Consider the following 17,576-nt stretch of genomic DNA (forward strand, 5'->3'; position numbering starts at 1 on the left):
GGGGCTCGCTGCCACAGAGGGTTTCGGCGCCTGCATCATCGGGCCTTGCGCGGCAGGTCGATGCTCACCCGCAATCCGCCCAGCGGGCTCTCCAGCAAGGCCAGTCGCCCGCCCCATGCCTCGACGATATCGCGCACGATGCCCAACCCCAGCCCATGCCCGTCCACCTGTTCGTCCAACCGCGAACCACGCTCCAGCACCTGCTGCCGCCGGCCTTCAGGGATACCGGGGCCATCGTCATCGACCCACAGCCGGTAGCCCTCGCCGCTCGGCGCTATTCCCAGGCGCACCTCGCTGTCAGCCCACTTGCAGGCGTTGTCCAGCAGGTTGCCCAGCAGCTCCAGGAAGTCCTCGCGGTCCCAGGGCAACAACAGCCCAGGCGGCACATCACTTGCCAATTGCAAACCCTCGCCATGGATCATGCCCAAGGTCCCCAGCAACCCCGGCAGCTCGGCATCACAATCGAACTGCGCGCCCGGCAAGGCATCCCCTGCCAGCCGTGCACGGTTCAGCTCGCGCGCCAGGCGTTGCTGAATCTGCTCCAACTGCTCGCGCATCTGCGCGCGGACTTCGGGCAGATCTTTCAGGCGTTCGCTGGAGGCCAGGCTCAGCAGCACCGCCAGTGGCGTCTTCAGTGCATGGCCGAGGTTGCCGAGGGCATTGCGCGAACGGCGCAGGCTGTCTTCGGTATGGCTGAGCAAGTGGTTGATCTGCCCCACCAGCGGCGCCAACTCGCTGGGCACCTCGGCATCCAGTTGCGAGCGCTTGCCCTGCTGCAACTGGGCAATCTGCTGTCGCGCCCGCTCCAGCGGCCGCAACGAGCGGGTAACGGTGATGCGCTGCAGCACCAAAACCACAATCAGTGCCACCAACCCCATGCCCAGGCCGATCTGCTGCAAGCGCCGGAAACCTTCGCGCACCGGCGAATAATCTTGCGCCACGCTGATCGAAATATCCTGGCCCAGGCGCCGGTAGTCGGCACGCAGGGCCAGCAGTTGCTGGCCTTCCGGGCCGAGTTCATGGCTATCGGAAAGCCCAGGCGCGGCGGGCTTGGGCATGTCCAGGTCCCACAGCGAACGGGACCGCCAGGTACCTTGGTCGAAATCGATGCGGAAGTAGTAACCGGAAAACGGCCGTTGATAAGCAGCCGAAATACGCCGCTCGTCCAGCTGCAGGCCGGAAGGCCCACGCACCAATGCCACCAACAGGTTCTCGCTTTCCTTGCGCAGGCCGTTTTCCAGGTACCGTTGCAGGCCGGCTTCGAACAGCCACAAGGTCAATTGTGCCAGCACCACGCCGACCACCACCAGCACGGCCACCAGGCCCAGGCTCAGGCGCGCCTGTATCGACTTCACTCGCCGCTCCCGGCATAGATGTAGCCTTGGCCGCGGCGGGTTTCGATGACACTGCGGCCCAGCTTGCGGCGCAAATGGTTGACGTGCACTTCCAGCACGTTCGAGTCGCGCTCGGTTTCACCGTCGTAAAGGTGCTCGGCCAAATGGCTTTTGGACAGTATCTGCTGCGGGTGCAGCATGAAATACCGCAGCAGGCGGAACTCGGCGGCGGTCAGTTGGATGTCCACACCATCACGGCTCACGCACTGGCGGCTTTCGTCCAGGTGCAGGCCGGCCGCTTCCAGCTTCGGCTGGTTGGCCAGCCCACGGGCGCGGCGCAACAAGGCCTGGATGCGCAGTTGCAGCTCTTCGGGGTGAAAGGGCTTGCTCAGGTAGTCGTCGGCCCCGGCCTTCAGCCCTTCGATACGCTCGGCCCAGGAGCCGCGCGCGGTCAGAATCAGTACCGGCGTGGCCAGGCCGGCGGCGCGCCACTGGGCCAGTACTTCCAGGCCCGGCAAGCCAGGCAGGCCAAGGTCCAGGATGATCAGGTCGTACGGTTCGCTTTGCCCCTGGTACACCGCATCACGGCCATCAGCCAACCAATCCACGGCATAACCCTGGCGCTGCAGGCCGGCGGTCAGTTCATCCGCCAGCGGCACATTGTCCTCGACAAGCAACAGGCGCATTCAGTCGTCTTCCTCGTCTTTGAGCAGGGCGCCGGTGCTGGCATCGAGCTTGATCTCGCGCACCACACCTTCAGTCGTCAGCAACTCGACTTCATATTCGTAGCGATCGTCGTCCTCTTCCAGCTCGGCCTCCAGCAAACGCGCCCCGGGGTAACGCCCCAAGGCGGTTTCCAGCAAGTGCTCGAGTGGCAGGATAATGCCCTTCTGCCGCAGCTTCAGGGCTTCGTCCTGATCGAGGTCGCGGGCAGCGGCCAGCGAACACACGGCCAGCAGCGCCAGCGCGAGGTAACGCGCCGGCCGCGGTAAGTGGATCATCAGTTGTCCCGCTCGTCCTTCAGCACTTCACCGGTCTTGGCGTCCAGCGCCACGTCCCATTCGACGTTCTGCGTGTCGCGCAGCTCGACCTTGTAGATGTAGCGGCCGTATTCGTCTTCAAGTTCCGAATCGGTGACGGTGGAGCCTGGGTGCTTGGCCACGGCGGCAGCCTTGAGTTCGTCCAGCGACTTGATGGTCTTGGCGTTGACCAGTTTGACCACTTCGTCGGGTTGAACATCCTTGGCGAAAGCGGCATTGGCGCCCAGAGCGAGGGCAGCGGCGGTGAACAGGGCAGTCAAGGTTTTCATCGTTCTTCTCTCCTGAGAACTGTGCAAGTTGTCTACGGGGTTAAGATTAACCACTGGTCCTTAATTCAACCTGAAAACAGCTGGCGGCATGATAGCGCAAGTCAAGACCGGGCCATCCTCAAACCCTTTATAGTGAACCGCGTACTGCCCAAGAGATCCCCCGCATGAGCGCCATCCACATCAAATACCCCGCCCTCACCTTCAAGGCTGGCCAACGGGCCCTGCGACATATCCGCGAGCGTGGCCTGCAGGCCGCCGATGTCGGGGTCTTGCCGGGCGCGGCGGGTGGGCCGAAGCCGCTGGGCATTCAAGGCCTGGACCTGGCGCTGTTCGGTGAGTGGCTGCCCTCGGCACCGCGCCCGCGGGCGCTGATCGGTGCCTCGATTGGTGCCTGGCGCTTCGCCAGCGCCTGCCTCGACGACCCGGTCGCAGGTATCCGCCGCCTGGGCGAGCTGTACACCGAGCAGGATTTCGCCAAGGGCGTGACCCCGGCCGAAATCAGCCGCAGTTGCCAAAAAATGCTCGATGACCTGTTGCAGGACCGTGACGGCCAGCTGCTGGCCAACCCGCACTATCACCTGAACATTCTGGTGGTGAAGAGCCATGGCCAGCTTGCCCACGACCATCGCGGGCGCCTGGGCTTGGGCCTGGGCTCGGTGGTCGCCAGCAACCTGCTCGGCCGTTCGCGCCTGGCCCGCCACTTCGAGCGCGTCATCCTGCACGATGAGCGCGCCGCCCCACCGCTCGAAGCGCTTACCGATTTCCCCTCGCGCTACTTGCCGCTGGGCCTGGCCAACCTGCGCCACGCCCTGCTCGCCTCGGGCTCGATCCCCATGGTCATGCAGGGCGTGAAAGACATCCCCGGCGCTGGCGCCGGCACTTACCGCGACGGCGGCCTGCTCGACTACCACCTCGACCTACCCTATCGCGGCGACGACCTGGTGCTGTACCCGCACTTCACCGACAAGGTGGTACCCGGCTGGTTCGACAAGGCCTTACCCTGGCGCAAGGGCGATGCCACTCGCCTGCAGAATGTGCTGCTGATGACCCCTTCCCCGCAGTACCTGGCCGCCCTGCCCTACGGCAAGCTGCCCGATCGCAACGACTTCAAACGCTTCATGGGCGATGCGCCTGGCCGCAAACGCTATTGGTACAAGGCCATTGCCGAAAGCCAGCGGCTAGGTGACGAATTGCTGGAGCTGATTGCCACCGGGCAGCTGTGTGAACGCCTGCAAGCCTTGTAGCGGCCATGCCTGCGCGACTACCGTTCCGACCCTTCCGCGGTGTTAATATGTCGTTTTGCCAGCATCAGGGGATCTGAGGGATGAAAGCGGTATTGGGCATCGGCGCTGCGATAGCGATTGCGGTGGCGGGTTGGTTCGGATGGAACCATTACGAAAGTGGCAAAGAACATGATGTAGCGGCAGCAGCTGTGCAGGTTTCCGTCACCCAAGCTGAACGACAGATGAAAGCGCAGTCAGAGGATGGAATCACTTTCGCGGAGTACTTCAAGCGAAGCGATACCGTGATTGACAATCTGGACAAGGAAATTGCCAACCTCGAGGGCCGAACCTGGAAACACAGGCTTGCCGAAAAGGATGCAGCCATCGCATTTATTGATCAATGCAAGGCTATTTTACGTGCGGATCAAACGGAAACCAGACTCCTGATGAAGGAGGGCAGCGCCCGAGAAGCGAATGACGAAGCCAAAAAGGAACTGAATGAGGCGGATTCGTCCGTTGCCAGAGAATGGGCATACAAAAGGTACAAGCGCACCAGCGATGCGCTGATTGATGTACTTGGGAAACTCATCAGCAATGCGGAAGAAAGCAAAGGTAAAATTGAGCGTATGCTGGCTGCGGATAACGCCGTGAAATCGACGTTTGGGGAGGGTCATGGACTCTCTCAGGGCACCGCAGAGCACTTGAAGAATCTGCTGAAACCGGCCGCCCCGGAAAAACCAGCGCAGAGCTGATTACAGCATCTTCAAAAGCCCGCCAGCAAGCGGGCTTTTTCATTGTATTTACAATGGCACAAGCTCTTCCACTTACTACCCAGGATCCTACCCCGCAACCGCGAAAATGCGACCGGCCGGAATACCTTCTATCGCAGATTCCGTGAAGCCCCCCCTAAAAAACAGGTTAAGATAGCGCCCAATTTGGTTGCCTGGCGCCAGCCGGCCATCACTCAGTGAATGACCTCTTTCACCCCAGCGACGACCAATCAGTACATTGAGCAGTACATTGAAATACCAATTTCCGCTCAAGCCCTTACCCCACCAGCTATACAGGTCCACCCGTGGAAATCTTCAAGGAATTCACATTCGAATCGGCCCACCGCCTGCCCCACGTCCCTGAAGGGCACAAATGCGGCCGCCTGCATGGTCACTCGTTCAAGGTCGGCCTGCACCTGACCGGCCCGCTCGACCCGCACACTGGCTGGATCCGCGACTTCGCCGAGGTCAAGGCGATCTTCAAGCCGATCTACGAGCAGCTGGACCACAACTACCTGAACGACATCCCTGGCCTGGAAAACCCTACCAGCGAAGTAATCGCCAAGTGGATCTGGGACCAGGTCAAGCCGTTGATGCCAGAGCTGTCGAAGGTACGCATCCACGAAACCTGCACCAGCGGTTGCGAGTATACCGGCGACTGATTCAGGCTCTACGTCGGCCCCTTCGCGGGTAACCCCGCGAAGGGGCCGGTAGCTTCACCCACTCAGCGTCAACCTTGCCCCGTCGCCAAGGCATCGCGCAGGAAGCTGGGGGCGATGTAGCGCTGATAATGCGCCTCTGAAAGCAGGAAAAACTCGCGATCGATGGCATCGCGCAACTGCGGCAGTTCCCAGTCGCGAAATTCCGGCAACAGCACCATACCGTAGGCCTCCAGGTCACGGATCATCCGCGCCCCGCGGGCGATAAGCTGGTAAGCCCAGCAATATTCCGACTGCTGCTCGACAAAGCGGATCGAGCGCTGCTCCAGTTGCTGGCGCAGCAGGCTTTTGTCGAACACCTCAAGCTTGGCCATCATCACCTGCACCAGCAGTTGCTCAAGGCGCAACCACACGGCGCGCTTCTGCGTGTCGTCGTAACCGTTCCAGTTGATCACTTCGTGGTGAAAACGCTTGCAGCCACGGCACACCGTGTCTCCGTACACCGTGGAGCACAGGCCGACGCAAGGGGTTTTGATGGACTTGTTGGACATGAAAAACAACAGCTTGGCGGTGGAACACAGGCCCATGTTAGCCCTTTGTCTAACCAGGGTCACTCGTTAAAGTCATGTTCACCGCCTTACCTTCGGGCTTTTTTTGCCGTAGAATCATCCGGCCTTTTCAAAGGCAACAATGTCCGTTGGAAGCTGTTTTCAAAGCGTCACGAGCACAGTTAATCCGGTAGAACGGCGTTGGCCCGGGTCATGCTTCCCTCGCATGCCCGCGCCAACCCTCATCAGCCCCCGTTCTGCAGGCGTAAAACTTTGAAAGCAGCTTCTGTAAGGATTCTTTGCGACTCTGGCTGGGCGGCCCACAAAGCCGTGGCAGCGCATGGGTGCATTGAATGCTGGATAAGCGTCCCGGACCCCCTTTAGGGACCACTGATGAGGGAAATAACTGTGCTTGAAGCCTACCGCAAACACATCGAAGAGCGTGCCGCCCTGGGCATCGTGCCCCAGCCGCTGAACGCCGAACAAACTGCAGGCCTGGTCGAGCTGCTGAAAAACCCGCCGGCCGGCGAAGAAGCCTTCCTCGTAGACCTGATCACCAACCGCGTACCGCCAGGGGTCGACGAAGCTGCCTACGTCAAGGCCGCTTTCCTCTCCGCCGTCGCCAAGGGCGAAGCCAAGTCGCCACTGATCGACCGCAAGCACGCCACCGAACTGCTGGGCACCATGCAGGGCGGCTACAACATCGAAACGCTGGTCGCACTGCTGGATGACGCCGAACTGGGCGCCGTCGCGGCCGAGCAGCTCAAGCACACCCTGCTGATGTTCGATGCCTTCCACGACGTGGCCGAAAAAGCCAAGGCCGGCAACGCGCATGCCAAGGCCGTGCTGGAATCCTGGGCTGCTGGCGAGTGGTTCACCTCGCGTCCGGCCATCGCCGACAAGTACACCCTGACCGTGTTCAAGGTACCTGGCGAAACCAACACCGACGACCTGTCCCCAGCCCCGGACGCCTGGTCGCGCCCAGACATCCCGCTGCACGCCCTGGCCATGCTGAAAATGGCCCGCGACGGCATCGAACCGTCGCAGCCTGGTTCGGTCGGCCCGCTGGCCCAGATCGAAGCCGTCAAGGCCAAGGGTTTCCCGGTTGCCTATGTGGGTGACGTGGTCGGTACCGGCTCCTCGCGTAAATCCGCTACCAACTCGGTACTGTGGTTCTTCGGCGACGACATCCCGTACGTGCCGAACAAACGCGCCGGTGGCTTCTGCTTCGGCACCAAGATCGCTCCGATCTTCTACAACACCATGGAAGACGCCGGCGCCCTGCCGATCGAATTCGACTGCACCAACCTGGGCATGGGCGACGTCATCGACGTTTACCCGTACAAAGGTGAAGTACGCCGTCACGGCAGCGACGAACTGGTCACCAACTTCGAGCTGAAAACCGAAGTGCTGCTGGATGAAGTCCGCGCTGGCGGCCGTATTCCGCTGATCGTCGGCCGTGGCTTGACCGAAAAAGCCCGCGCCGAACTGGGCCTGGGTGCTTCCGACCTGTTCAAGAAACCAGAGCAGCCTGCCGATTCCGGCAAGGGCTTCACCCTGGCGCAGAAAATGGTCGGCCGTGCCTGCGGCCTGCCAGAAGGCCAGGGCGTGCGCCCAGGTGCCTACTGCGAGCCGAAGATGACCACCGTCGGCTCCCAGGACACCACGGGCCCGATGACCCGCGACGAGCTGAAAGACCTGGCGTGCCTGGGCTTCTCCGCTGACCTGGTGATGCAGTCGTTCTGCCACACCGCGGCCTATCCAAAGCCGATCGACGTCACCACCCACCACACCCTGCCAGACTTCATCCGCACCCGTGGCGGCGTGTCGCTGCGCCCAGGCGACGGCATCATCCACAGCTGGCTGAACCGCATGCTGATGCCTGACACCGTGGGTACCGGTGGCGACTCGCACACCCGCTTCCCGATCGGTATCTCGTTCCCGGCCGGTTCCGGCCTGGTGGCTTTCGCCGCCGCCACCGGCGTCATGCCGCTGGACATGCCAGAGTCGATCCTGGTGCGCTTCAAGGGCAAACTGCAGCCAGGCATCACCCTGCGTGACCTGGTGCATGCCATCCCTTACTACGCCATCCAGAAGGGCCTGCTGACCGTCGAGAAGAAGGGCAAGAAAAACGCCTTCTCCGGCCGCATCCTGGAAATCGAAGGCCTGGACGAACTGACCGTCGAGCAAGCCTTCGAGCTGTCCGACGCCTCGGCCGAGCGTTCCGCTGCCGGTTGCACCATCAAGCTGCCAGAGAAGGCCATCGCCGAGTACCTGACCTCCAACATCACCCTGCTGCGCTGGATGATCGGTGAAGGCTACGGCGATGCCCGCACCCTGGAGCGTCGCGCCCAGGCCATGGAAGCCTGGCTGGCCAAGCCTGAGCTGCTGTCGGCCGACGCCGATGCCGAGTACGCCGAAATCATCGAAATCGACCTGGCCGACGTCAAGGAGCCTGTGCTCTGCGCGCCGAACGACCCGGATGATGCCCGCCTGCTGTCCTCGGTACAGGGCGAGAAGATCGACGAAGTGTTCATCGGTTCGTGCATGACCAACATCGGTCACTTCCGCGCTGCCGGCAAGCTGCTGGACAAGGTCAAGGGTGGCATCCCAACCCGTCTGTGGCTGGCTCCGCCAACCAAGATGGACGCTCACCAGCTGACCGAAGAAGGCTACTACGGCATCTACGGCAAGGCCGGCGCACGCATGGAAATGCCAGGCTGCTCGCTGTGCATGGGTAACCAGGCACGTGTACAGACCGGTTCGACCGTGGTTTCCACCTCGACCCGTAACTTCCCGAACCGTCTGGGCGACGCTACCAACGTGTACCTGGCATCGGCCGAGCTGGCTGCTGTTGCTTCGATCATCGGCAAGCTGCCGACCGTCGAAGAGTACATGCAGTACGCGAAAGACATCGACAGCATGGCTGCCGACGTTTACCGCTACCTGAGCTTCGACCAGATCGCCGAGTTCCGCGAAGCGGCAGCCAACGCCAAGATCCCGGTGGTGCAGGCGTAAGCTGAGTCACAGGTTGTAAAGAAAGCCCTGGCAGTGATGCCAGGGCTTTCTTGTTTCAACCCCACTCCGACCTCAGATCACGAACAAATCCACGAACCCGTGCACCGCTGTGCGCTCCAGCCGCTGCTGGTCCTTGCACAGCTCTCCAATCTCGCCACACCGCTGCCGCGCGAAACGGGTCGCCAGGTTGGCCCTGAACTTGGCCTCCAGCAACGGTATGCCTTCTCCACGCCGCCGCCGATGCCCGATCGGATACTCCACCAGCACTTGCTCGGTGCTGCTGCCATCCTTGAAGAATACCTGCAGCGCGTTAGCGATCGAACGCTTGTCCGGTTCCAGGTACTCGCGGCTGAAGCGCGGGTCTTCCACCACCTCCATCTTCTCGCGCAAACGATCGATGCTCGGGTGGTTGGCATGGAAGGCATCCTCATAATGCTCAGCCACCAAATGGCCGAAGATCAGCGGCACCGCCACCATGTACTGCAGGCAATGGTCGCGGTCGGCGGCGTTGGCCAGCGGGCCGCTTTTGGAAATGATGCGGATCGCCGACTCCTGGGTGGTGATGACGATGCGGTCGATTTCGTGCAGGCGGTTTCGTACACGCGGATGCAGGGTGACGGCCGCCTCACAGGCGGTCTGAGCATGAAACTCGGCAGGAAAGCTGACCTTGAACAGCACGTTTTCCATCACATAGCTGCCCAAGGCCTGGGGCAGACGCAGCTCGTACTGCCCAGCAGGCTTGAGCGCCAAGTCCTTGTTGGTATGGCTGAACGATACGTCGTAGAAGCCCCATTGCGGCGCCGTAAGCACACCCGGCACGCCCATCTCGCCACGCAAGGCGATATCGGCCAGGCGCACGCCCCGGCTGGACGCATCACCCGCGGCCCAAGACTTGCGTGAGCCCGCGTTGGGCGCATGGCGGTATGTGCGCAGGGCCTGGCCGTCGACGAAGGCGTGGGACAAGGCCGAGAGCATCTGCTCGCGGTTGGCCCCCATCAGCCTGGCGCACACGGCGGTCGAGGCTACCTTCACCAGAATCACGTGGTCGAGCCCAACACGGTTGAACGAGTTTTCCAGCGCCAGCACACCCTGAATCTCGTGGGCCATGACCATGGCTTCGAGCACATCACGCATCAGCAACGGCGCTTCACCAGCGGCCACGCGCTTTTGTGACAGGTGATCAGCAACGGCCAGGATGCCGCCAAGGTTGTCTGAAGGGTGAGCCCATTCGGCGGCCAGCCAGGTGTCGTTATAGTCCAGCCAGCGCACGGCACAACCGATATCCCAGGCAGCCTTGACCGGATCGAGGCGGTAGGCGGTGCCAGGAACGCGAGCCCCATGGGGCACCACGGTACCTTCCACCAATGGCCCCAGCAGCTTGGTGCACTCAGGGAAGCGCAAGGCGAGAAGACCGCAGCCCAGGGTGTCCATCAGGCAGTTGCGCGCGGTGTCCAGGGCTTCAGCGGAATCGACCCGATAACCGAGGGCGTAGTCGGCCAGGGTTTGCAGCACCCGGTCGTAGTCCGGGCGGTCATTGAGGTCTACGTTGGCGCTCATATCCAGCTCCCTTCAGAATTGCCGGGGCTGCACAGCAGCCCCAACTGACTAAAGCCGAGCGCCGCTGGTGCGTTAGAAGCTGTCGCCAGGCACGCGAACCCAGCCCTCCATCAGCACGCGAGCACTGCGGCTCATGATTGCCTTGGTCACCGTCCACTCACCCTTCTCCTGACGCGCCTCGGCGCCGACCCGCAGGGTGCCCGAGGGATGACCGAAACGCACGGCGCTGCGCTCGCCCCCGCCAGCGGCGAGGTTGACCAGCGTGCCCGGAATGGCCGCTGCGGTGCCGATTGCCACCGCCGCCGTACCCATCATGGCATGGTGCAGCTTGCCCATCGACAGGGCCCGTACCAGCAGGTCGATATCGCCTGCCTGCACCGGCTTGCCACTGGACGCAGTGTAGGTGCTCGGTGGCGCAACGAACGCCACTTTTGGTGTGTGCTGACGCCCGGCAGCCTGGTCGACATTGTCGATCAGGCCCATGCGCAAGGCGCCATAGGCGCGAATGGTCTCAAAACGCAGCAGTGCCTGCGGGTCGCCATTGATAGCGTCCTGCAGTTCGGTACCGGTGTAGCCGATATCGGCAGCATTGACAAAAATGGTCGGGATGCCGGCATTGATCAAGGTCGCCTTGAAGGTGCCCACACCCGGCACTTCCAGGTCATCGACCAGCTTGCCGGTAGGGAACATGGCACCCCCGTCGCCGTCCTCGTCGGCGGCCGGGTCAAGAAACTCCAGCTGCACCTCGGCCGCCGGGAAGGTCACCCCGTCCAGCTCGAAATCGCCGGTTTCCTGCACCTCGCCTTCGGTGACCGGCACATGGGCGATGATGGTCTTGCCGATGTTCGCCTGCCAGATGCGCACGGTGGCGATACCGTTGCGCGGTATGCGCGCCGGGTCGACCAGGCCGCTGCTGATGGCGAACGAACCGACCGCAGCGGACAGGTTGCCGCAATTGCCGCTCCAGTCGACGAAGGCCTTGTCGATGCTGACTTGGCCGAACAGGTAATCGACATCGTGCTCGGGCTTGATGCTTCGCGACAGGATCACGGTCTTGCTGGTGCTGGACGTCGCACCGCCCATGCCGTCGATCTGCTTGCCGTAGGGGTCGGGGCTGCCGATTACCCGCAGCAGCAGTGCATCGCGGGCGGGGCCGGGGATTTGCGCCTGCTCGGGCAGGTCTTGCAGGCGGAAGAACACGCCTTTGCTGGTGCCGCCGCGGATGTAGGTGGCGGGGATTTTTACTTGCGGTACATGTGCCATTGTCTTGGGCATCCTGATAGTCCGGTGAAATACCCTGGGGCCGCAAAGCGGCCCCGCTTCATACTCAGGCGGTCGCTTCGAGGAAGTCCTGGGCAAAGCGCTGCAGCACACCACCCGCTTCGTAGATCGACACTTCCTCGGCAGTGTCCAGGCGGCAAGTGACCGGCACTTCCAGCCGCTCGCCATTGGCCCGAGTGACCACCAGCGTCAGCGTTGCCCGCGGCGTGCGCGCACCGAGCACATCGTAGGTCTCGCTGCCGTCCAGGCCCAAGGTCTTGCGGTCGGTGCCGGGTTTGAACTCCAACGGCAATACACCCATACCCACCAGGTTGGTGCGGTGAATACGCTCGAAGCCTTCGGCGACGATTGCCTCGACACCCGCCAGGCGCACACCCTTGGCCGCCCAGTCACGGGACGAGCCCTGGCCGTAGTCCGCACCGGCAACGATGATCAGCGGCTGCTTGCGCTGCATGTAGGTTTCGATCGCCTCCCACATGCGGGTGACCTTGCCTTCCGGCTCGATACGCGCCAGCGAGCCCTGCTTCACGCTGCCATCTTCCTTGCGCACCATTTCGTTGAACAGCTTGGGGTTGGCAAAGGTGGCGCGCTGGGCGGTGAGGTGGTCGCCACGGTGGGTAGCGTAGGAGTTGAAGTCCTCTTCCGGCAGGCCCATTTTTGCCAGGTACTCACCGGCGGCGCTGTCGAGCATGATGGCGTTCGATGGCGACAGGTGGTCGGTGGTGATGTTGTCCGGCAGCACCGCCAGCGGGCGCATGCCACGCAACGTGCGCTCGCCCGCCAGGGCGCCTTCCCAGTAGGGTGGGCGGCGGATGTAGGTACTCATCGGGCGCCAGTCGTACAGCGGCGCCACTTTCGGCCCACGGTCCTCCTCGATGGCGAACATCGGGATATACACCTTGCGGAACTGCTCCGGCTTGACCGCGGCACGCACCACGGCATCGATTTCTTCATCGCTGGGCCAGATATCCTTCAGGCGGATTTCCTTGCCATCGACCACACCCAGCACATCCTTCTCGATGTCGAAGCGGATGGTACCGGCGATGGCGTAGGCCACCACCAGCGGCGGTGAAGCCAGGAAAGCCTGTTTGGCATACGGATGGATACGCCCGTCGAAGTTGCGGTTACCCGACAGCACGGCGGTGGCGTACAGGTCGCGGTCGATGATCTCTTGCTGGATCACCGGGTCGAGGGCGCCGGACATACCGTTGCAAGTGGTGCAGGCGAAGGCGACGATGCCAAAGCCGAGTTGCTCCAGTTCCTTCTCCAGGCCGGCCTCTTCCAGATACAACTGCACGGCCTTGGAGCCTGGCGCCAGCGATGACTTGACCCACGGCTTGCGGGCCAGCCCCAGCCGGTTGGCATTGCGTGCAATCAAGCCTGCGGCAATCACGTTGCGCGGGTTACTGGTGTTGGTGCAACTGGTGATGGCGGCGATGATCACCGCGCCATCAGGCATTTGCCCCGGTACCTCTTCCCAACTGCCGGCGATGCCTTTGGCCGCCAGGTCGCTGGTGGCCACGCGAGCATGCGGGTTGGACGGGCCGGCCATGTTGCGCACCACGCTCGACAGGTCGAAGCTCAGGGTACGCTCATAAACGGCAGCGCCCAGGCTGTCGGCCCACAGGCCGGCGGCCTTGGCGTAGGTCTCCACCAGCTTGACCTGCTGCTCTTCACGGCCGGTCAGGCGCAGGTAGTCGATGGTCTGCTGGTCGATGGCGAACATCGCTGCAGTGGCGCCGTATTCCGGGGCCATGTTGGAAATGGTGGCGCGATCGCCCAGGGTCAGGGCGCGGGCACCCTCACCGTGAAACTCCAGATATGCGCCGACCACCTTCTGCTTGCGCAGGAACTCGGTCAGAGCCAGCACCAGGTCGGTGGCGGTGATGTTCGGCGCCAGCTTGCCGGTCAGCTCGACACCGACGATTTCCGGCAGGCGCATCCAGGAGGCGCGCCCGAGCATCACGTTCTCGGCCTCCAGGCCGCCCACGCCGATGGCGATCACGCCCAGGGCATCGACATGCGGGGTGTGGCTGTCGGTGCCGACGCAGGTGTCCGGATAGGCCACGCCACGGTCGTTATGGATCACCGGCGACATCTTCTCCAGATTGATCTGGTGCATGATGCCGTTGCCCGGCTGGATCACGTCGACGTTCTTGAACGCCTTCTTGGTCCAGTTGATGAAGTGGAAGCGGTCTTCGTTGCGGCGGTCTTCGATGGCGCGGTTCTTCTCGAAAGCCTGCGGGTCGAAACCACCGCACTCCACGGCCAGCGAGTGGTCGACGATCAGTTGCACCGGCACCACCGGGTTGACGGCAGCCGGGTCACCACCTTTATCGGCGATGGCATCACGCAGGCCGGCGAGATCGACCAGCGCGGTTTGGCCGAGAATGTCGTGGCACACCACCCGGGCCGGGAACCACGGGAAGTCGAGGTCGCGCTTGCGCTCGATCAGCTGGCTCAGCGAGGCGTCGAGCGTGGCCGGGTCGCAGCGACGCACCAGGTTTTCGGCGAGCACGCGGGAGGTGTATGGCAGGCCGTCGTAGGCGCCGGGCTTGATCGCCTCGACCGCCGCACGGGCATCGAAGTAGTCCAGGTCGGTGCCTGGCAGGTGCTTGCGGAATGCTGTGTTCATATCGTTATCAGGCTCGGTCACGGTATTCGGGGGCAGGTGCGGCTCAGGCCTCGGGAGCGCTACGCGCCCCTTTCGCGACACAAAGCCGCCCCCACAGGTACTGCGCCGTCCCTGTGGGATCGGCCTTGTGTCGCGAAAGGGCTGCGCAGCAGCCCCAGCAATCTCTGACTCAGCGCTGCTCGATCGGCACGAACTGGCGCTGCTCGACGCCGACATACTCGGCGCTCGGGCGGATGATGCGGTTGTTGGCGCGCTGCTCGAAGACGTGCGCCGCCCAGCCGGTCAGGCGCGAGCAGACGAAGATCGGGGTGAACAGCTTGGTCGGGATGCCCATGAAGTGGTAAGCCGAAGCATGGTAGAAGTCGGCGTTCGGGAACAGGCGCTTCTGCTCCCACATGGTCTTGTCGATGGCTTCGGAAACCGGGTACAGCACCTTGTCGCCCACTTCGTCGGCCAGTTGCTTCGACCAGCCCTTGATCACCTCGTTGCGCGGGTCGGACTCTTTGTAGATGGCATGGCCGAAGCCCATGATCTTGTCCTTGCGCTCGAGCATGCGCAGCAGCTCGGCAGTGGCTTCCTGCGGGCTCTGGAAGCGCTCGATGAGCTCCATCGCGGCTTCGTTGGCACCGCCGTGCAGCGGGCCGCGCAGCGAGCCGATGGCAGCGGTAATGCAGGAGTACAGGTCGGACAGGGTCGAGGCGCAGACACGCGCAGTGAAGGTCGAGGCGTTGAACTCGTGCTCGGCGTAGAGAATCAGCGACACGTTCATGACCTTGACGTGCAGCTCGCTTGGCTTCTTGCCGTGCAGCAGGTGCAGGAAGTGGCCACCAAGGGTGTCTTCTTCGCTGGTGCAGTCGATGCGCACGCCATGGTGGGTGAAGCGGTACCAGTAGCACATCACGGCTGGGAAAAGCGCCAGCAGGCGGTCGGTCTTGTCGCGCTGGGCCTCGAAGGTCAGTTCGGGTTCGAGGGTTCCCAGCACCGAACAGCCAGTGCGCATCACGTCCATCGGGTGGGCGTCGCGCGGGATGCGCTCCAGCACCTCCTTCAATGCTTGCGGCAGGTCACGCAGGCCCTTGAGCTTACGTTTGTAGTCGGCAAGCTCGGCTTGGGTTGGCAGCTCGCCGTACAGCAGCAGGTAGGCGACTTCTTCAAATTCGGCACCGGCCGCCAGGTCACGTACATCGTAACCCCGATAGGTCAGCCCGGCACCGGCCTGGCCCACGGTCGACAGTGCAGTCTGGCCGGCCACCTGGCCACGCAGGCCTGCGCCACTGAGTACTTTTGCTTCGGCCATGGTGTTTCTCCTTTCTTGAATTTGTTATGGATGCTTTCTGGCTAATTCGGGAGATGTCGCTCAGCCCTTCTTCTGGGCAAACAACGCATCAAGGCTCTGCTCGAAGGCGTGATAGCCGATGGCATCGTAGAGCTCCATGCGGGTTTGCATGGTGTCGATCACGTTTTTCTGCGTGCCGTCACGACGCAGCGCGGTGTACACGTTCTCGGCCGCCTTGTTCATGGCGCGGAACGCCGACAGTGGGTACAGCACCAGCGACACGTCGACCGAAGCCAGTTCTTCGGTGGTGTACAGCGGCGTGGCGCCGAACTCGGTGATGTTGGCCAGAATCGGTGCCTTCACCCGATCGGCGAAAGTCTTGTACATCTGCAGTTCGGTGATGGCTTCCGGGAAGACCATGTCGGCGCCGGCCTCGATGCAGGCCTCGGCACGGTCCAGGGCAGCGTTCAGGCCTTCGACGGCCAACGCGTCGGTACGCGCCATGATCACGAAGCTGTCATCGCTGCGGGCATCCACGGCAGCCTTGATGCGGTCGACCATTTCCTGCTGGGTGACAATTTCCTTGTTCGGGCGATGGCCGCAACGCTTGGCGCCAACCTGGTCCTCGATATGGATCGCGGCAGCGCCGAACTTGCTCATCGAGCGCACGGTACGGGCAACGTTGAAGGCCGAGGCACCGAAGCCAGTGTCGACATCCACCAACAGCGGCACGTCGCAGACATCGGTGATACGGCGCACGTCGGTGAGCACGTCGTCCAGGCCACTGATGCCCAGGTCCGGCAGGCCCAGGGAGCCTGCGGCCACGCCTCCACCGGACAGGTAGATGGCCTTGAAGCCGGCACGCTTGGCCAACAGGGCATGGTTGGCATTGATGGCGCCAACCACCTGCAGCGGATGTTCAGCGGCAACGGCATCGCGGAAACGCTGACCGGGGGTGCTCTTCACAGTCATTTCTCACCTCGTGGGCTGTTGTTGTGGGCGTCCAGATAGTGGCGCTCGATATTGCGTTTGGATGCACCGATATGGCGGCGCATCAGGAGCTCGGCCAGTTCGCCGTCACGGTCGGCGATGGCATCGAGAATGCGGTGGTGCTCGGCAAAGGCCTGACGCGGCCGGTTGGGCGTGGCGGAGAACTGGATGCGGTACATGCGCACCAGCTGGTACAGCTCGCCGCAGAGCATCTTGACCAGGGTCTGGTTACCGCTACCCTGAATAATCCGGTAGTGGAAGTCGTAGTCGCCTTCCTGCTGGTAGTAACCCAGGCCGGCCTGGAACGCAGCGTCGCGCTCGTGGGTGTCGAGCACCCGGCGCAACTCGTCGATGTCGGCCTGGCTCATGCGTTCGGCCGCCAGCCGGCAGGCCATGCCTTCCAGGGACTCGCGAATTTCGTACAGTTCGATCAGCTCGGCGTGGTTGAGCGACACTACCCTCGCCCCTACATGCGGCACGCGCACCAGCAGGCGCTGGCCTTCAAGGCGGTGGATAGCCTCGCGCAGCGGCCCACGGCTGATGCCATAGGTGCGCGCCAGTTCCGGCTCGGAAATCTTGCTGCCGGGGGCGATTTCACCCTTGACGATGGCCGCCTGGATGCGCCGGAAGACGTTTTCGGAAAGTGTTTCCGTTTCGTCTGCCAGCACTGGGCCAGGGGTGGAAAGGTCCTGCATATTGTCGACACCTTGAAAAACTCTTCGCCAGAAATTAACCAACAGAGCCCATCAAGTCAAAGACAAAATGAATATTGTCGACAATCGTCTAAGAACGAACTATCACCGCCTTGATGCTGTCAGATCGCGCACCGCTGGCGTCAAGACGTCGGCGTGATAGAATGCCGCGCCTCCAATGGGGTATGGATAGCCTGTCTGTCATACATTCATGCTTGTTGACAGATACACGAGGAAGCTTGCGCAGCCGTTGCCAGTCGCCTTGACCCGAACCTTGCCTAGAA

The 17,576-nt window shown here is 62.6% G+C and carries 15 protein-coding genes; 4 read left to right on the forward strand and 11 right to left on the reverse strand.

Annotated features, from left to right (window positions below; genetic code table 11):
* Nucleotides 1-35: 35 nt before the first annotated feature.
* From Q9451_RS20470 to Q9451_RS20485, 4 genes are read right to left on the reverse strand one after another with little or no spacing between them, the layout of a single operon-like run.
* Entirely contained in the window at nt 36-1,355 is a 1,320-nt protein-coding gene (locus Q9451_RS20470) for a sensor histidine kinase (protein ID WP_012271604.1), read from the reverse strand.
* The gene (locus tag Q9451_RS20475; RefSeq protein WP_012271603.1) at nt 1,352-2,020 is read right to left on the reverse strand and encodes a response regulator transcription factor; all 669 of its coding nucleotides are present in this window, start codon (nt 2,018-2,020) and stop codon (nt 1,352-1,354) included. Before Q9451_RS20475 ends, Q9451_RS20470 begins: the two co-directional genes overlap by 4 nt.
* Nucleotides 2,021-2,335: a PepSY domain-containing protein gene (locus Q9451_RS20480; RefSeq protein WP_012271602.1), complete on the reverse strand. Its 315-nt coding sequence runs from the start codon at nt 2,333-2,335 to the stop codon at nt 2,021-2,023.
* A complete protein-coding gene (locus tag Q9451_RS20485) occupies nt 2,335-2,643 on the reverse strand; it encodes a PepSY domain-containing protein (RefSeq protein ID WP_012271601.1) in 309 nt (102 codons plus the stop codon). The genes Q9451_RS20480 and Q9451_RS20485 overlap by 1 nt, the downstream gene beginning before the upstream one ends.
* Before the next feature lie 164 nt (nt 2,644-2,807).
* On the opposite strand from Q9451_RS20485, the gene Q9451_RS20490 reads away from it, so the two are divergent.
* The 3 genes from Q9451_RS20490 (at nt 2,808) to queD (ending at nt 5,298) form a co-directional block, all read left to right on the forward strand.
* Nucleotides 2,808-3,887 carry a patatin-like phospholipase family protein gene (locus tag Q9451_RS20490; RefSeq protein ID WP_012271600.1) on the forward strand — a complete coding sequence of 360 codons (1,080 nt, stop codon included), beginning with the start codon at nt 2,808-2,810 and terminating at the stop codon, nt 3,885-3,887.
* 80 nt (nt 3,888-3,967) lie between these two features.
* Nucleotides 3,968-4,618: a hypothetical protein gene (locus tag Q9451_RS20495; protein ID WP_012271599.1), complete on the forward strand. Its 651-nt coding sequence runs from the start codon at nt 3,968-3,970 to the stop codon at nt 4,616-4,618.
* Between the two features lie 323 nt (nt 4,619-4,941).
* The gene (gene queD / locus Q9451_RS20500) at nt 4,942-5,298 is read left to right on the forward strand and encodes a 6-carboxytetrahydropterin synthase QueD (protein WP_012271598.1); all 357 of its coding nucleotides are present in this window, start codon (nt 4,942-4,944) and stop codon (nt 5,296-5,298) included.
* Nucleotides 5,299-5,366: 68 nt separating this feature from the next.
* On the opposite strand, the gene Q9451_RS20505 is transcribed toward queD, so the two are convergent.
* Nucleotides 5,367-5,846 carry a DUF1289 domain-containing protein gene (locus tag Q9451_RS20505; protein ID WP_171577252.1) on the reverse strand — a complete coding sequence of 160 codons (480 nt, stop codon included), beginning with the start codon at nt 5,844-5,846 and terminating at the stop codon, nt 5,367-5,369.
* Nucleotides 5,847-6,251: 405 nt separating this feature from the next.
* Between Q9451_RS20505 and acnB the strand changes: the two genes are divergently transcribed.
* Nucleotides 6,252-8,861: a bifunctional aconitate hydratase 2/2-methylisocitrate dehydratase gene (gene acnB, locus Q9451_RS20510; protein WP_041166454.1), complete on the forward strand. Its 2,610-nt coding sequence runs from the start codon at nt 6,252-6,254 to the stop codon at nt 8,859-8,861.
* Between the two features lie 72 nt (nt 8,862-8,933).
* Here the strand turns inward: acnB and prpD are convergent, their stop codons facing one another.
* The 6 genes from prpD to Q9451_RS20540 form a co-directional block, all read right to left on the reverse strand.
* Complete coding sequence (gene prpD / locus Q9451_RS20515) at nt 8,934-10,418, reverse strand: 2-methylcitrate dehydratase (protein ID WP_012271595.1); 1,485 nt, start codon at nt 10,416-10,418, stop codon at nt 8,934-8,936.
* Between the two features lie 72 nt (nt 10,419-10,490).
* On the reverse strand, nt 10,491-11,681 hold the full coding sequence (gene prpF / locus Q9451_RS20520; RefSeq protein ID WP_012271594.1) for a 2-methylaconitate cis-trans isomerase PrpF: 1,191 nt from the start codon (nt 11,679-11,681) through the stop codon (nt 10,491-10,493).
* Nucleotides 11,682-11,745: 64 nt separating this feature from the next.
* Nucleotides 11,746-14,334 carry a Fe/S-dependent 2-methylisocitrate dehydratase AcnD gene (gene acnD, locus Q9451_RS20525; RefSeq protein WP_012271593.1) on the reverse strand — a complete coding sequence of 863 codons (2,589 nt, stop codon included), beginning with the start codon at nt 14,332-14,334 and terminating at the stop codon, nt 11,746-11,748.
* A 169-nt stretch (nt 14,335-14,503) separates the two neighbouring features.
* Nucleotides 14,504-15,631 carry a 2-methylcitrate synthase gene (gene prpC, locus Q9451_RS20530; RefSeq protein WP_012271592.1) on the reverse strand — a complete coding sequence of 376 codons (1,128 nt, stop codon included), beginning with the start codon at nt 15,629-15,631 and terminating at the stop codon, nt 14,504-14,506.
* 60 nt (nt 15,632-15,691) lie between these two features.
* Nucleotides 15,692-16,582 (reverse strand): methylisocitrate lyase, encoded by an 891-nt coding sequence (gene prpB, locus Q9451_RS20535; protein ID WP_041166453.1) that lies wholly within the window; start codon nt 16,580-16,582, stop codon nt 15,692-15,694.
* Nucleotides 16,579-17,295 (reverse strand): GntR family transcriptional regulator, encoded by a 717-nt coding sequence (locus Q9451_RS20540; RefSeq protein WP_012271590.1) that lies wholly within the window; start codon nt 17,293-17,295, stop codon nt 16,579-16,581. The genes prpB and Q9451_RS20540 overlap by 4 nt, the downstream gene beginning before the upstream one ends.
* Nucleotides 17,296-17,576 lie beyond the last annotated feature (281 nt).

Source organism: Pseudomonas sp. NY8896, assembly GCF_039634505.1.

Coding starts and splice junctions, on each gene's coding strand:
- Q9451_RS20495 (WP_012271599.1), top strand. CDS start 3,968: ATGAAAGCGGTATTGGGCATCGGCGCTGCGATAGCGATTGCGGTGGCG.
- acnD (WP_012271593.1), bottom strand. CDS start 14,334: ATGAACACAGCATTCCGCAAGCACCTGCCAGGCACCGACCTGGACTAC.
- prpC (WP_012271592.1), bottom strand. CDS start 15,631: ATGGCCGAAGCAAAAGTACTCAGTGGCGCAGGCCTGCGTGGCCAGGTG.
- prpD (WP_012271595.1), bottom strand. CDS start 10,418: ATGAGCGCCAACGTAGACCTCAATGACCGCCCGGACTACGACCGGGTG.
- Q9451_RS20540 (WP_012271590.1), bottom strand. CDS start 17,295: ATGCAGGACCTTTCCACCCCTGGCCCAGTGCTGGCAGACGAAACGGAA.
- prpB (WP_041166453.1), bottom strand. CDS start 16,582: ATGACTGTGAAGAGCACCCCCGGTCAGCGTTTCCGCGATGCCGTTGCC.
- Q9451_RS20480 (WP_012271602.1), bottom strand. CDS start 2,335: ATGATCCACTTACCGCGGCCGGCGCGTTACCTCGCGCTGGCGCTGCTG.
- Q9451_RS20485 (WP_012271601.1), bottom strand. CDS start 2,643: ATGAAAACCTTGACTGCCCTGTTCACCGCCGCTGCCCTCGCTCTGGGC.
- prpF (WP_012271594.1), bottom strand. CDS start 11,681: ATGGCACATGTACCGCAAGTAAAAATCCCCGCCACCTACATCCGCGGC.
- Q9451_RS20475 (WP_012271603.1), bottom strand. CDS start 2,020: ATGCGCCTGTTGCTTGTCGAGGACAATGTGCCGCTGGCGGATGAACTG.
- Q9451_RS20505 (WP_171577252.1), bottom strand. CDS start 5,846: ATGTCCAACAAGTCCATCAAAACCCCTTGCGTCGGCCTGTGCTCCACG.
- Q9451_RS20490 (WP_012271600.1), top strand. CDS start 2,808: ATGAGCGCCATCCACATCAAATACCCCGCCCTCACCTTCAAGGCTGGC.